The organism is Lichenihabitans sp. PAMC28606, from assembly GCF_020616535.1.
In the GTDB taxonomy this organism is placed as follows: domain Bacteria; phylum Pseudomonadota; class Alphaproteobacteria; order Rhizobiales; family Beijerinckiaceae; genus Lichenihabitans; species Lichenihabitans psoromatis.
The window spans coordinates 886,941-901,215 of sequence record NZ_CP085136.1; the positions used below are offsets into that span (position 1 = coordinate 886,941).

Sequence of the window (14,275 nt, forward strand, 5' to 3'; positions counted from 1 at the left end):
GCCGATGCGCTTAAGGACGTCGTCAGAGCGACGCCTACGCACCCCTGTCCAAAAAAGTGCAAGGCCCAGAGGGCCTTGCTGTCGTCTCGCCTTCAAGCTCGCGTCGTGGAAGCGTCAGGCGCTCGCCATCAGATCCCGCGCCTGCTGAACCCAACCGTCCCGCTCGATGCGGCCGGCAAGCTTCAGATCGTGATCGAGCTTGGTGATGTCCTCCGGCTTCATGGCAGCAAGCTGCCAATAGTGGAACACGCCAGCATCGTTCAGCTTCTGAACGACTTGGGGCCCAACGCCGTGCAGCTTGGACATATCGTCCGGAGCACCACGCGGCGCGGTCAGCAACTCGAACGGCTGCATCAGCTGGTCGTCTTCGATCGGAGCGGCCTCAGCCGCGATCTCGGATGTTTCGGCAACCGGAAGCTCCTCTTCGGCAGGCGCTTCCATTTCGCCGATATCGACACCCAGCGAACCCTGGCTGCGCGAAATTCCGTCAATCGCAGCACGCGAGATCAGGTCGCAATACAGCGATATAGCACGGGCCGCATCGTCGTTACCCGGGATCGGGAACGTGATGCCGTCGGGATCGCAATTGGTGTCGACGATCGCGGCAACCGGAATCCCAAGTCGATTGGCTTCCTTGATGGCGAGCTGCTCCTTGTTGGTATCGATCACGAAGATCAAATCCGGAACGCCGCCCATGTCCTTGATGCCGCCAAGAGCCTTCTCGAGCTTGTCGCGCTCACGCGACATCATCAACCGCTCCTTCTTGGTCAAGCCGCTTGCGCCGGCCTGGAGGAGCTCTTCGACCTTGCGGAGACGCTGGATCGATGCCGAGATCGTCTTCCAGTTGGTCAGCATACCGCCGAGCCAACGTGCGTTGATGTAATATTGTGCCGAACGTTTCGCCGCATCGGCGATCGGCTCCGCGGCCTGGCGCTTGGTACCGACAAACAACACGCGACCACCACGCGAGACCGTATCGGACACGGCCTGCAGGGCGCGATGGAACAGAGGCACTGTCTGGGCGAGATCGATGATGTGGATGTTGTTGCGGGTGCCGAAGATATACTGCTGCATCTTCGGGTTCCAGCGATGCGACTGGTGACCGAAATGCGCTCCAGCTTCGAGAAGCGAACGCATGGTATAATCGGGAAGTGCCATGTTGACCTAGATCTCCGGTTGAACCTCCGCGGGCATGCAGGCCACCCTATGAGAGGGAAGCCACCGGAACGGTCCTTGAAACAGGAACGTTTTTCGCCCGCGTGTGGGATGGGGCGGTGTATAGACATGCAAAAGCGCCGGCGCAAGAGCATAACGCCATGCGCCGGCCTGCTCGTGGAAGGTCTCGACTAGAACTTGGAGGCGGACGGGTCGGCACCTTCGGGATAATCGGCGCCGAGCGTCACCGACTCCCAGGTGTCAAAGTCAGCCTTCAAGGTCTCAAGCTTCTTCCGGGCGAGGTCCAGCGCCGGCTTACCGAGCAGAAGATGGCGCGGCGGCTTATCGGCCATGACGGCCGTGATCATCGCCTCAGCGGCCCGGAGCGGATCGCCGACCTGCTTGCCGTCGCGCGCGAAGGTCTGCTTGCGTCGCTCGCCCGCCGTGCCGGCATAATCGTCGATAACGGTCTTCGATTGACCGATCGAACGCCCGGCGAAATCGGTCCGAAACGGACCGGGCTCGACCAGGATCACATGGATGCCAAGCGGCTCGACTTCGACCGCGAGCGACTCGGACAGGCCTTCGACCGCATATTTGGTCGCGTGATAATAGCCGGTCGCCGCAAAGCTCACGAGACCGCCGATCGACGACAAGTTGACGATCGCGCCCGTGCGGCGGGCTCGCATGCCGGGCAGCACCGCTTTCGTCATCTCGACCAGACCGAACACGTTCGTGTCGAACATCTCACGAACCGGTGCATCCTCGCCTTCCTCGATCGCGGCGAGGTAGCCGTAGCCCGCATTATTGACCAAAACGTCGATCTTGCCGAACCGATCTTCGGCTTGTTTCACAGCAGCCTTGATCTGGTCGGGCTTGGTCACATCCAGCGCCAAGGCGAGCGCGCGATCGCTGTGCCCCTCGATAATATCGGCGACCTTGGCCGGATCGCGTGCCGTCACGACGGCATGCCAACCGCGTTCCAGCACCTTGGCGGCGAGATCCCGGCCGAAGCCGGTCGAACAGCCGGTGATGAACCAGACTGGCGTCTTTGTATCTGACATGGGTTATCCGATCGTCTTAGCGGTTGATCATGGCCATATGGGTCGCGCCATAACGCGGCCCGGAGACGTTTTCGGGCGCGAGCGCGCGGTCGATTTCTGCCATCTCCGCTTCGGTCAGCACGATCTCGGCGGCGGCGACATTTTCTTCGAGATAGGCCCGGCGCTTGGTTCCTGGAATCGGCACGATGTCCGATCCTTTCCCGAGTAACCAAGCGAGGCCCACCTGCCCTGGCTTGGCGCCGCGTCGTGACGCGATCGTGCGCACGAGATCCGCAGCCCGCATGTTGGCATCGAAGTTGTCACCTTGAAAACGCGGATCCATCCGGCGGTAGTCACCCTCCGGGTAATCGTCGGCGCGCTTCGCGGTGCCGGTGAGGAACCCGCGACCGAGAGGCGAAAAGGGAACGAGGCCGATATCGAGCCGTCGCAAAAGCGGAATGATCTCCGGTTCGAGGTTACGCTCCCAGAGTGAATATTCGCTCTGCAGAGCCGAAACCGGATGCACTTTATGGGCGCGTTCGATGGTGTCGACACCCGCTTCGGAGAGGCCGAAAAACCTGACCTTACCGGCCTGAACGAGATCGGCGACGGCGCCGGCCACGTCCTCGATCGGCACGGCTGGATCGACGCGGTGCTGGTAGAACAGATCGATATGGTCGGTCCGCAGCCGCTTTAGCGAGGCGTCTGCGACCTCGCGGATATGCTCTGGCCGGCTATTCGCGCCCGCCACACCGCCGCCATCGATCGCGAAGCCGAATTTTGTCGCGATGGTGACGTGACCGCGCTTTCCTTCAAGAGCGCGACCAAGCAGATCCTCGTTGGTGAATGGACCGTAGACCTCCGCCGTATCGAGGAACGTGCAGCCAAGGTCGATGGCGCGATGAAGCGTGGCGATCGATTCGGTTTCGTCGGCCGGGCCATAGGATTGGCTCATCCCCATGCAACCGAGGCCGAGTTCAGAAACCGTCAGCCCCTTCGAGCCGAGTTTTCGTGTCTTGAGCATGTCGTGCCTATCTTTTCAGTGCCATCGACCAGCCGTTTAGGGGGTCGTTGGGAGCCAGACGATCGACCGCACATGTGCATCAGCAGTTGCGAGACGACGTTCGGACGCGTCGGGCCATACCGTTAAACGCAACTCCGGCCCTTTTGTCTCAGGCGCGGTTTCAAATCGAAGCCACGCCAACGGAGCATCATCCGTCGCCATCGCTCCGACCCGATCGAGATGATCGGCGATGCGGCGTCGATCGGCATCGCCGAAATACTGAAACGCGATCGAATGCAGCACGACGCGCGTCACGCCGGATTGCAATGCGCCGAGCGGAAGCGCGGTCTCGATCCACTCGGCTGCACTCGCGCGATCAACGCGGGGCACGCTCCCGGTCGCGATCATCAGGGCCTTGCCGATACGATCGAGCCGTTCGTGCTGATCCGGCCAGACGAAGGTCAGCAATCGCTCTCGCGCCGCCGGATCGCCGAGGTCGACCGGAGCGAGATCGCAACCTTGCCGCGCCACGATCCTGACGTCCGCATCCGGCGGAGGATCGCCCGACCAACGCGGTTCAAGCTTGAGGCTCGAGCCGGGATCGCCCGTCTCGAGCGTCCCAAGCCGATGCGCGTAACGATCGAGATTGAGGTTCAGGCCGGCGCTCGCGCCAAGTTCGAACAGCGCCATGGGCTGCGGCCAGCGCGCCGCGATCGTCAGCAAGCCCGCCATCAAGACTGAAGAGCGAGCCACTTCATTGGTTTGCGGCGGATGGCTCAACCAAGCCGACAGATCGTCACACTTCCGCTGCAACGCGTCGTCAACCGCTGCCCATAGTCGATCGGGTGACGGGAGCGGATTGGGCGGGTAAAGGCTCGCCAAGGCGGGTATCTCTCCCGCCCGCACAAGCGCATTGAGCCCCGCCGCGAGACGCAGCGGCAGCACGTCGTGGCGCGAGTCGGGATTACCGTCCCAATCGAGAATGCTGTCGGCGAGGCGCAAACCCGACCGGAGCCTCTCTGCCAGGACATCGCACAGGAGCGCCGTGAAGGGAGAGCCAAGCGCGCCGCAATGGCGGGCTTGGTCTCGAAAAGCCTCGCGGACGATCTCGGCTCGATCCATCTGATTGTTCCTTGTGGACATGTGTGGACAGTGGGGACAACAACGAATGACTTTACGCCGCGTGCCACAGGCGGCGGACGAGAGGTCGCATCGGCGCGCCATCGCTGTGCATCGCGCCGCGAAGACGGTAATCCTCTTTCGACGTGGAATCACGCTTGAGGCGAACGATCCCGAGGGGACACAATCATTTCCATGGCGATCGTCGAATCATTCCAGCGCCGCGGCGACTATGGCGCCGGGCCTTCAGCATCCACCGACACCTACCGCATTCCGCCTCATAACGTTGAGGCGGAACAGGCCTTGCTGGGCGCGATCCTGGTCAACAACGACGCCTTCGATCGCGTCTCGGATTTTCTGCAGGCGGTGCATTTTTCCGAGGAGATCCACCGCCGCATCTTCGAGGTCATGGCGGCCCTGATCCGGGCCGGTAAGATCGCGACGCCGGTGACGCTGAAAACCTTCCTGGGTGAGCATGATCTCGGCGGCATCACGGTGCCCCAATATCTTGCGCGGCTTGCGGCTGAAGCCACCACCATCATCAATGCGGCGGATTACGGCCGCACGATCCACGATCTCGCGACGCGGCGGAACCTCATCACGATCGGCGAGGAGGTCGTGAACGTGGCCTACGACGCGCCGGTCGACCTGTCGCCCCGGGCCCAGATCGAGGAAGCCGAGCGCCGCCTTTACGAAATCGCCGAAACCGGTCGTTACGACGGCGGCTTTCAGAGCTTCTCCACCGCTCTGACGCATGCGATCGACGTCGCGGCCAAGGCCTACGAGAGGGACGGAAAGCTCTCGGGCATTTCGACCGGCATGCATGATCTCGACCGACAACTCGGTGGGCTGCAGCAATCCGATCTCGTGATCGTGGCGGGTCGGCCCGGCATGGGCAAGACGGCGCTCGCGACCAATATCGCGTTCAATATCGCTAAGGCCTACCAGTTCGAGGTGAAGCCCGACGGCACCCATGCGGCCACCAATGGCGGCGTGATTGGCTTCTTCAGCCTCGAAATGTCGTCGGAACAACTGGCGACCCGCATTATCGCCGAACAATCGGGCGTCGCATCCTACAAGATCCGACGCGGCGACATCACCGACGAGGACTTCCACAACATTACGGATGCGGCTCGGCAGATCCAAACCATCCCGTTCTACATCGATCACACGGGTGGCATCTCGATCGCGCAATTGACCGCTCGGGCGCGTCGCCTGAAACGGCAGCGGGGTCTCGACGTCCTCGTTGTCGACTATCTGCAATTGCTGTCGGGCTCGAAAAACGCCAATGCCAACCGGGTGCAGGAATTGACCGAGATCACGACCGGTCTCAAAGCGCTCGCCAAGGAACTTGCCGTTCCGGTGGTGGCCCTCTCGCAGCTGTCGCGTCAGGTCGAATCGCGCGACGACAAGCGGCCGCAACTCTCCGACTTGCGCGAATCCGGGTCGATCGAGCAGGACGCCGACGTCGTCATGTTCGTCTACCGCGAGGAATATTACCTGAAGAACAAGCAGCCGCGCGAAGGCACGGAGGAGTTCACGACCTGGCTCTCCGACATCGAGCGGGCCCATGGAAAAGCCGAGGTCATCATCGGCAAACAACGCCACGGGCCGACCGGAACGGTCGAATTGCAATTCGACGCAGAAGTGACGCGGTTTTCCGATCTCGTGCGCGACGACCATCTTCCGGTGCAGATGTGAGCGTCCCGCCCGACGGCCAAGCCGTTCTGACGATCGATCTCGATGCGCTCGCCGGCAATTGGCGTATTCTCGCGGGCCGCGCTGCGCCGGCCGAATGCGGCGCCGTCGTGAAGGCGGATGCGTACGGGATCGGCATCGAGCGAGCTGTCCCGGCCCTCGCCCGCGCCGGCTGCCGCACCTTCTTCACGGCGCATGTGTCGGAAGGCGCCAGGGCGCGGGCAAGTTTGCGTCAAGCCGGTTTCGGCGATGCGACCGCGCGCGTCTTCATTCTCAACGGATTCCATCCCACCGCCGTCGCAACCGACTTGTTCCACGGCGCGAGCCTCAGCCCGGTGATCGGTTCGGCCGCCGAACTCGACGCCTTCGCGGCCGCACGGCGGCAGGGTCGGCCGCTTCGGTGCGCCCTTCATGTCGATACGGGGATGAACCGCCTCGGGTTTGATCCGGACGAGGCCTTGCGGCTCGATCAGGACCGGCTGGCCGCGGCGGGGATCGACGTTGTGATGAGCCACTTCGTCAGCGCGGAAGAACCCGATAATCCGGTCAATGCCAAGCAGATCGAGCGCTTCGACCATGTTCGACAGGGCCTTCTGCAATCCTATCCAGCCTCGCTGGCCAATTCATCCGGCCTCTTTCTCGAGTCGAGGCCGATCTACGCCCTCGCCCGGCCCGGCTATGCGCTCTATGGCGGCAACCCGACACCAGGGCGACCCAATCCGATGCAGCCGGTCGTGTCGCTTTCGGCGAAGATTTTGCAAACACGCTGGATCGAGGCGGGCGAACCGGTCGGATATAATGGCCGCTGGATCGCGCCGCGCCGCACGCGAGCCGCCACGATCGGGCTCGGCTATGCCGACGGCTTCCCGCGCAACGCCATGACGATCGGGCATGGGGACGGTCCGAAGGCCCTGATCGGCGGCAGGCCCTGCAGTCTCATCGGCCGCGTATCGATGGATCTCAGCATCGTCGATGTCACTGACGCTCCCGAGGGCGACGCCGAAGCCGGGTGCATGATCGAGCTGCTTGGGCGGACCATCACGATCGACGACCTCGGTGCGCAGACGGGAACGATCGGCTACGAAATTCTGACCAATCTCGGGCGACGCTATCAGCGCGTCTATCGGGAAGCCGGGATCGCCGCCATATCCTGAGGCCACAGCCTCTATCGACCGCCTCCCCTTCAAGAAAGCGTCTCGCCAGCGATGACAAAGCCGCGCGCCTCCTTCGTTTGCCAAAATTGCGGCGCCGTCAGCAACCGATGGCAGGGCCGATGCGACGCCTGCGGCGAGTGGAACACCATCGTCGAGGAAAGCGCCGTCTCAGGTATTGGCGGACAGATCGCGCGGAAGGCTCGCAAAGGCCGCCTCTTCGCGCTCGAAGGATTGTCGGCCGAGACTGCCGAGCCGCCGCGCACCCCCGTCGGCATGGGTGAGCTCGATCGTGTGACCGGCGGCGGCTTCGTGCCGGGGTCGGTTCTGCTGATCGGCGGCGAACCGGGCATCGGCAAATCCACGCTGCTGATCCAGGCCTGCGCGAAACTCGCCCGGACCGGCGTCCGTGTCGCCTATATCTCAGGCGAGGAAGCCTCGGCCCAGGTGCGGTTGCGCGCCGAACGGCTCGGCCTGTCCGGCGCACCCGTGGAACTCGCCGCCGCCACCAGCGTCGAAGATATCGTCGCGACGCTCAGCGAAGGCCGCAAATTCGGCCTCGTGGTGATCGACTCGATCCAGACCATGTGGAGCGAGGCCGTCGAGGCCGCCCCCGGCACGGTCACACAGGTCCGGAGCGCTTCGCAGAGCCTCATTCGCTACGCAAAGACGACGGGAGCCTGCGTGATCCTGGTCGGCCACGTCACCAAGGACGGGCAGATCGCCGGGCCTCGCGTGGTCGAACATATGGTGGATGCCGTGCTGTCGTTCGAAGGCGATGGGGCGCATCATTTCCGCATCCTTCGCTCGCTGAAAAATCGCTTCGGGCCGACCGACGAGATCGGCGTCTTCGAGATGACGGGCGAAGGCCTCAGCGAAGTCACCAATCCCTCTGCCTTTTTTCTATCGGGCCGCGACGCCAATGCGGCGGGGACAGCCGTCTTCGCCGGCATGGAAGGCACGCGGCCGCTCTTGGTCGAATTTCAGGCCCTCGTGGCGCCCACCGCGCTCGGGACGCCGCGCCGCGCGGTCGTGGGCTGGGATTCGAACCGCCTCGCGATGGTGATCGCCGTGCTGGAATCCCATGCCGGGGTCAGGCTTGGCCAACACGACGTCTACCTCAATGTGGCGGGAGGCTTGAAGATCAGCGAGCCGGCGGCCGACCTCGCGGCAGCGGCGGCGCTGCTGTCGTCCTTGACCGGCGCGCACCTACCTTCCGATTCGGTGTATTTCGGCGAACTCGGCTTGTCCGGGGCGGTGCGCCCGGTCGTACATAGCAATGCCCGACTGAAGGAGGCCGCGAAGCTCGGCTTCTCTCATGCGATCGCGCCGAGCGCGCCGGCCGCGGCGACCCCGACGACCAAAAGAGCCGGCAAAGAGGCCGATACGGCACTTCCGGTCCGCACGCTCAATCACATCAGCGCGCTCGTGGCCGATATCGCGGCAAACGGAAGCCAGCAACAGCGTTCGAAAACCGCAGCCGCAGCGGCAAGAAAGCGCGGCCGCGATGATGACGCCTTCTGATCGCTTCGCTATACCGCGAAGTGGTGAATCACAGGGTCGCCTGAGACTTCAGCAGTCGTTTGTCCAGCAAGAGGTCTCATCATGCCGTCCTATCTCGATCTTGCCTTGCTGGCGATCGTCCTCATATCGGCGCTTCTGTCGATGGTGCGTGGCTTTACGCGAGAAGTCTTGGCCATCGCCTCATGGGCCGCAGCTGCCGTCTCGGCCTATTATTTCTATCCGCTGCTGCTGCCCTTTGTGAAACCCTACATTCAGAAGGATACGATCGCCGAGGTTGTGGCGGTCGCGATCGTGTTTTTTGCGACCCTCATCGTAGTGTCGATCATCACCGTGAAGCTTTCGGATGCGATTCTGGACAGCAAGGTCGGTGCGCTTGACCGTACGCTCGGCTTCGTGTTCGGGGCGGCGCGCGGTTTTCTGCTCGGCGTCGTTGCGTTTCTCTTCTTCAATTGGCTGGTTCCGGCCAAGTCGCAACCCGAATGGGTCGCCAATGCCAAAAGCCGGCCGCTGCTGCAGATGACGGGCGACGACATGATGGCCATGCTGCCGAACGATGCGGAAAACTCGATTCTTAAGCGGCTGAAGCGCGATAAGACAAACCCCTCCGAGGAAGTGCCGGCTGATGAGAACGACGGCAAGGCGGTCTCGCCCAATCCGTCGGTGCCGGGCAAAAAAACCGATGCGGCGCCCACCACCGGCCCCGCCAGTTTGTCGGCTGGCGACAAGCAGCGGCTCGATACGATCCTGGGTAAACCGGCCGCTGCACCGGGGGCCAAGAAGCCGTAATAACCGCGCATGACTGCTCCTCGCGGCCACTTTCATAATGTTGTGATCTTACGCGAACTCCGGTTCCCGGCTATATAGACGCGACAAGCCAAGCCGGCACCGAAGGATCAGCTTGATGAACCCCTCCGACACGTCGTCCTCCTCCCGCGCGTTGACGGAAACCTACGGGACGGACGGGTTCGACCTCGACGCCGACAAACTCCGCGAGGAATGCGGCGTCTTCGGCATCTTCGACCACGACGATGCGGCTGCCATCACGGCGCTCGGCTTGCACGCTCTCCAGCATCGCGGACAGGAAGCGGCCGGTATCGTCGCTTTCGACGGCAATCGCTTCCATTCGGAGCGCCGCCTCGGGCTCGTCGGCGATCACTTCTCAAGCACGGATACCATCGCGCGTCTTCCGGGCCGGGCCGCAATCGGCCATGTGCGTTATGCGACGACAGGCGCCACCATCTTTCGCAATGTTCAGCCGCTATTCGCCGAACTCGATGCCGGCGGCTTTGCGATCGCCCATAACGGCAATCTGACCAATGGTCTGACGGTCCGCAAGGCGCTGATCCGCGACGGCGCGATCTGCCAGTCGACATCCGACACCGAAGTCATCCTTCATCTCGTCGCCCGCTCCCGCAAACCGCGCTTCGTCGATAAATTCGTCGATGCGCTGCGCCAGGTCGAGGGCGCTTATGCCTTCGTGGGGCTCACCAATAATATGATGGTCGGCGCGCGCGATCCGCTCGGCATCCGGCCGCTCGTTCTCGGCGAACTCGATGGTCACTACATTCTCGCCTCCGAGACCTGCGCGCTCGACATCATCGGGGCGCGTTTCGTGCGCGACATCGAAAACGGCGAAGTCGTGCTGATCACCAATGAAGGCTTGCAAAGCCTCAAGCCCTTCCCGGCGCAGAAAATGCGGCCCTGCATCTTTGAATATATCTATTTCGCCCGACCCGATTCGATCGTCCATGGTCGCTCCGTCTATGCGGTCCGCAAGAACATGGGCGCAGAGCTCGCGCGCGAAAGTCCCGCCGACGCGGATGTGGTCGTGCCAGTTCCCGACAGTGGCGTGCCGGCGGCGCTCGGCTTCGCCCAGGCGTCGGGCATCCCCTTCGAACTCGGGATCGTCCGGAACCACTACGTCGGCCGCACCTTCATTCAGCCCAGCCAGTCGGTCCGCGAGATCGGCGTTCGCCTCAAGCACAGCGCCAATCGCGGCGCGGTCGAAGGCAAGCGCATCGTGCTCCTCGACGATTCGATCGTGCGCGGCACGACCTCGATCAAGATCGTTCAGATGATGCGCGACGCGGGCGCCCGCGAGGTGCATTTCCGCATTTCGTCGCCGCCGATCAAATATCCGGATTATTACGGCATCGACACGCCCGACCGGGACAAGCTGCTGGCGGCCCACATGGATCTCGATGCCATGCGGGATTACATCGGCGCGGATTCGCTGGCTTTTCTATCGGTCGAAGGAATTTATCGGGCGACCGGTTACGCGGGACGCGACCCGGTCAACCCGCAATTCTCCGACCATTATTTCACCGGCGACTACCCGACCCGGTTGGTCGACATGAACGGCGGCGACTCCAACGTCCGTCAATTGTCGATGCTGGCAGAAGCCAGCTAGAGCGCATCGCGCTTTCTTTCCGGACCGACAGCATCATCGATCTTCGTTGCGCGGCCGGATGGCCGTGGCTCGACAAGGACCAGACATCATGGACAAGCCACTCGATCAGCGTGTCGCTCTCGTCACGGGCGCGACACGGGGCATCGGGCGTGCGGTCTGTCTCGATCTGGCGCGCGCCGGCGCTCATGTGATCGCGCTCGGCCGCACGCAGGGTGCTCTCGAGGACCTCGACGATGCGATTCGGGAGATCGGCTCCGAAGCGACATTGGTGCCGTGTGACATCAAGGATTTCGACGCTCTGGATCGACTCGGCGCCGCCATCCACGAGCGGTGGGGGAAGCTCGACGTTCTGGTCGCCAATGCGGGTATTCTGGGTCCGATCACGCCGCTCGGCCATGTCGAGCCGAAGCAATGGGCCGACGTCATGGCCGTCAATGTCACGGCGAATTGGCGATTGATCCGCTCGCTCGACCCGGTCCTGCGCGCCTCGGATGCGGGCCGCGCCGTCTTCATCACCTCGGGCGCCGGCCATCGCGCCGAGTTGCGCCCCTACTGGGGCCCTTATGCGATTTCGAAAGCTGCGGTCGATGCGCTAATGCGAACCTATGCGGCCGAGACCGCCACGACGTCGGCCGTCAAGGTCATGGCGGTCAATCCAGGACCGCTGCGAACTCGCATGCGCGCCAGCGCCATGCCGGGTGAAGATCCGGAGACACTGAAAGCGCCCGAAGACCTCAGCCCGCGGATCGTCGAACTCTGCGTTCCGACCTGGACCGAGACCGGCAAGCTTTTCGACTTCCCGGCCAACAAGATCATGAGCTTTTCGGCCCCGGCCTAAGCCTCAGTATTTTTTGCGCTTGTCGTAGGGGTTGTCACCCTGCCGGAGCGAAAGGCGAATCGGAACACCCGGCAAATCAAAGGCTTGCCTTAGTCCGTTCATCAAAAATCGCTGATAGGACGTCGGAAGGTCCTTCAACTGATTGCCAAACAGAACGAAGCTCGGTGGGCGCGCCTTCGGCTGCGTCATATAACGAAGCTTTATCCGACGACCGCTGACAGCAGGCGGCGGTGTCGTGTCGATCGTGGCCGTCAGCCAACGGTTGAGCTTCCCGGTCGAGATCCGCTTGTTCCAAACCTCGTGAACCTTCACGACGGCTTCGAGCAGTTTGTCGATCCCTTGCCCGTTCAAGCCTGAAACCGGAATGACCGGCGTTCCCCGAACTTGCGGCAGCAGCCGGTCGGCCTCCTCACGCAACTCGGACAGCTTGGCACCGCGCGACTCGATAAGATCCCACTTATTGAGGCCGATCACGAGGCCCCGCCCCTCGCGTTCGATCAGATCGACGATCGTCAGATCCTGCTTCTCGAACGGGATCGTTGCGTCGAGCAGAACGATGACGACTTCGGCAAATCGAGCGGCTCGCAGCGCATCCGCGACCGCGAGCTTCTCGAGTTTGTCGTCGATGCGCGCCCGCTTCCGCAATCCCGCCGTATCGAAGATTTTGATCTTGCGACCACGCCACTCGTAATCGAGGCCGATCGCGTCTCGCGTGATGCCCGGCTCCGGGCCGGTCAGCAGACGGTCCTCACCAAGGATCCGATTGAGCAGCGTCGACTTTCCGGCATTTGGCCGTCCGAGGACCGCGATATTGAGCGGCTTCGACAGGTCGAGTTCGGTCCCATCCTCTTCGTCATCGAATTCAGGCCGCTGCGTCGCGTCTTCGGTCTTCTCCGGCTCGACGGCGGTCGCCTCCGGCAGGGCCTGCAGGAGACGATCATAGAGTTCGGCGAATCCGTCACCATGTTCGGCCGACAGGGCCACAGGGTCGCCGAGGCCGAGATCGAACGCCTCATAGGCGCCGGCCGTCCCGGCTTTGCCCTCGGCCTTGTTGGCGATGAGGATCAGCGGCTTGTCGGCGCGGCGCACCAGGGCGGCAAAGTGCCGATCGACCGGAGTCAGGCCGACACGCGCGTCGATCATGAAGAAGATCGCGTCGGCATCGATGACAGCCGCTTCCGTCTGGGCGCGCATCCGGCCCGTCAGGCTGGTGACCTCGCTCTCTTCGAGCCCCGCCGTGTCGATGATGGTGAAACGAAGATCGCCGAGCCGTGCCTCACCCTCGCGCCGGTCGCGCGTCACGCCAGGCTGATCGTCGACGAGCGCGAGCTTCTTGCCCACGAGCCTGTTGAACAGGGTCGACTTACCGACGTTCGGACGCCCGATAATGGCGATCGAGAAATTCATCATTTGGCGGTGCCGTCAGTTGGCGGCGTGGCTGGAGCAACAGCGTCGGGCGCAGGAGGGGTGATCGGAGAAACAGATGCGGCCGGGGCTTCGACTGGCGCATCGAGCGCCGGCGCTTCGGGGGCTGGCGTCGTTGCGGTTGGTGGAGCGACCGCAGGCGTGGCAGGAACCACGGGGGTCGTCTCGGCCGTTTTGTCGGCTCCGCCTGCCCGCACCAGACCCAGCATCGCCTCGGCGCGCTGACGCAAAGCGGCCGTCGTGGTCGGATCTGTCTCGATCGCGTCGAGCGCGCGGCCGGCGTCATCCGATTGGCCCGCCTTCAAGGCCGCGATGGCCAACAGTTCACGCGCGCTGTTGCGATAGCCGTTATTCGCATCGGCCAGCGGGTCGAGCCGCTTCTTGATCTCGGCGTAGCTTTCCTGATCGAGCAATAGCAAGGCGGCGCGGAGGCGCGCGAGATCCCGCAACGACGCCTCGACGGATCCATCGGCCGCGATCGCATCGAACGCCTGCGCTCCCGCCGTCGCATCGGTCTGGCCGGTTTCTGCCGCGAGCCGAAACCGAGCCAACAGCTTGTAGCCCGGGGTGCCGTCCTTGACGACGGCGTCGAGCGCTGCTTTCGCCTCGACCGCCTTCCCGGCGCGGGTCAGATCGAGCGCATCAAGATATTGGCCTCCGGACACCTGCGCTTGGCGTGTCGTGAAGTAGAGATTTGCGCGCCACGCGCCGACGGCTCCGAGCACGAGCACCACAACCGCGAGGATGACGATCCAGTAGCGTTCCAGAAAGCGCCGGAACTGGTCCTGACGGACCTCCTCGTTAACCTCACGAATAAATTCGGACATAGGGAACTCTGGGCCGGTCACTGAAACGACGATGTCCGGGCGGCAGGCCCCCGCACCGGACAATCTCGCCGCATAACACGTC

The 14,275-nt window shown here is 63.2% G+C and carries 12 protein-coding genes; 6 read left to right on the forward strand and 6 right to left on the reverse strand.

Going from position 1 to position 14,275, the window contains the following annotated elements; translation table 11 throughout:
• Positions 1 to 114 precede the first annotated feature (114 nt).
• From LGH83_RS04170 to LGH83_RS04185, 4 genes are all read right to left on the reverse strand, one after another.
• Entirely contained in the window at positions 115 to 1,158 is a 1,044-nt protein-coding gene (locus tag LGH83_RS04170) for a 30S ribosomal protein S2 (protein WP_227400731.1), read from the reverse strand.
• 188 nt (positions 1,159 to 1,346) lie between these two features.
• On the reverse strand, positions 1,347 to 2,219 hold the full coding sequence (locus LGH83_RS04175) for an oxidoreductase (RefSeq protein WP_227400732.1): 873 nt from the start codon (positions 2,217 to 2,219) through the stop codon (positions 1,347 to 1,349).
• A 16-nt stretch (positions 2,220 to 2,235) separates the two neighbouring features.
• Entirely contained in the window at positions 2,236 to 3,222 is a 987-nt protein-coding gene (locus tag LGH83_RS04180; protein WP_227400733.1) for an aldo/keto reductase, read from the reverse strand.
• Positions 3,223 to 3,258: 36 nt separating this feature from the next.
• Positions 3,259 to 4,323, reverse strand: coding sequence for a DUF2332 domain-containing protein (locus LGH83_RS04185; protein ID WP_227400734.1), 1,065 nt, complete (start codon positions 4,321 to 4,323; stop codon positions 3,259 to 3,261).
• A 192-nt stretch (positions 4,324 to 4,515) separates the two neighbouring features.
• Here LGH83_RS04185 and LGH83_RS04190 point away from each other — a divergent pair, with 192 nt between their 5' ends.
• The 6 genes from LGH83_RS04190 (at position 4,516) to LGH83_RS04215 (ending at position 11,941) form a co-directional block, all read left to right on the forward strand.
• Positions 4,516 to 6,021 (forward strand): replicative DNA helicase, encoded by a 1,506-nt coding sequence (locus tag LGH83_RS04190; protein WP_131193801.1) that lies wholly within the window; start codon positions 4,516 to 4,518, stop codon positions 6,019 to 6,021.
• A complete protein-coding gene (alr, locus tag LGH83_RS04195; RefSeq protein WP_227400735.1) occupies positions 6,018 to 7,172 on the forward strand; it encodes an alanine racemase in 1,155 nt (384 codons plus the stop codon). The genes LGH83_RS04190 and alr overlap by 4 nt, the downstream gene beginning before the upstream one ends.
• Before the next feature lie 51 nt (positions 7,173 to 7,223).
• A complete protein-coding gene (radA, locus tag LGH83_RS04200) occupies positions 7,224 to 8,693 on the forward strand; it encodes a DNA repair protein RadA (RefSeq protein ID WP_227400736.1) in 1,470 nt (489 codons plus the stop codon).
• Positions 8,694 to 8,774: 81 nt separating this feature from the next.
• On the forward strand, positions 8,775 to 9,479 hold the full coding sequence (locus LGH83_RS04205; protein ID WP_227400737.1) for a CvpA family protein: 705 nt from the start codon (positions 8,775 to 8,777) through the stop codon (positions 9,477 to 9,479).
• Positions 9,480 to 9,594: 115 nt separating this feature from the next.
• Positions 9,595 to 11,103, forward strand: a complete 1,509-nt coding sequence (gene purF, locus LGH83_RS04210) for an amidophosphoribosyltransferase (protein ID WP_227400738.1) — start codon at positions 9,595 to 9,597, stop codon at positions 11,101 to 11,103.
• An 88-nt stretch (positions 11,104 to 11,191) separates the two neighbouring features.
• On the forward strand, positions 11,192 to 11,941 hold the full coding sequence (locus LGH83_RS04215; protein ID WP_227400739.1) for an SDR family NAD(P)-dependent oxidoreductase: 750 nt from the start codon (positions 11,192 to 11,194) through the stop codon (positions 11,939 to 11,941).
• A gap of 3 nt (positions 11,942 to 11,944) precedes the next feature.
• Here LGH83_RS04215 and der read toward each other — a convergent pair whose 3' ends face one another.
• Both der and LGH83_RS04225 read right to left on the reverse strand, forming a co-directional pair.
• Positions 11,945 to 13,348: a ribosome biogenesis GTPase Der gene (der, locus tag LGH83_RS04220; protein ID WP_227401727.1), complete on the reverse strand. Its 1,404-nt coding sequence runs from the start codon at positions 13,346 to 13,348 to the stop codon at positions 11,945 to 11,947.
• Positions 13,348 to 14,193, reverse strand: a complete 846-nt coding sequence (locus LGH83_RS04225; protein ID WP_227400740.1) for a tetratricopeptide repeat protein — start codon at positions 14,191 to 14,193, stop codon at positions 13,348 to 13,350. The genes der and LGH83_RS04225 overlap by 1 nt, the downstream gene beginning before the upstream one ends.
• Positions 14,194 to 14,275 lie beyond the last annotated feature (82 nt).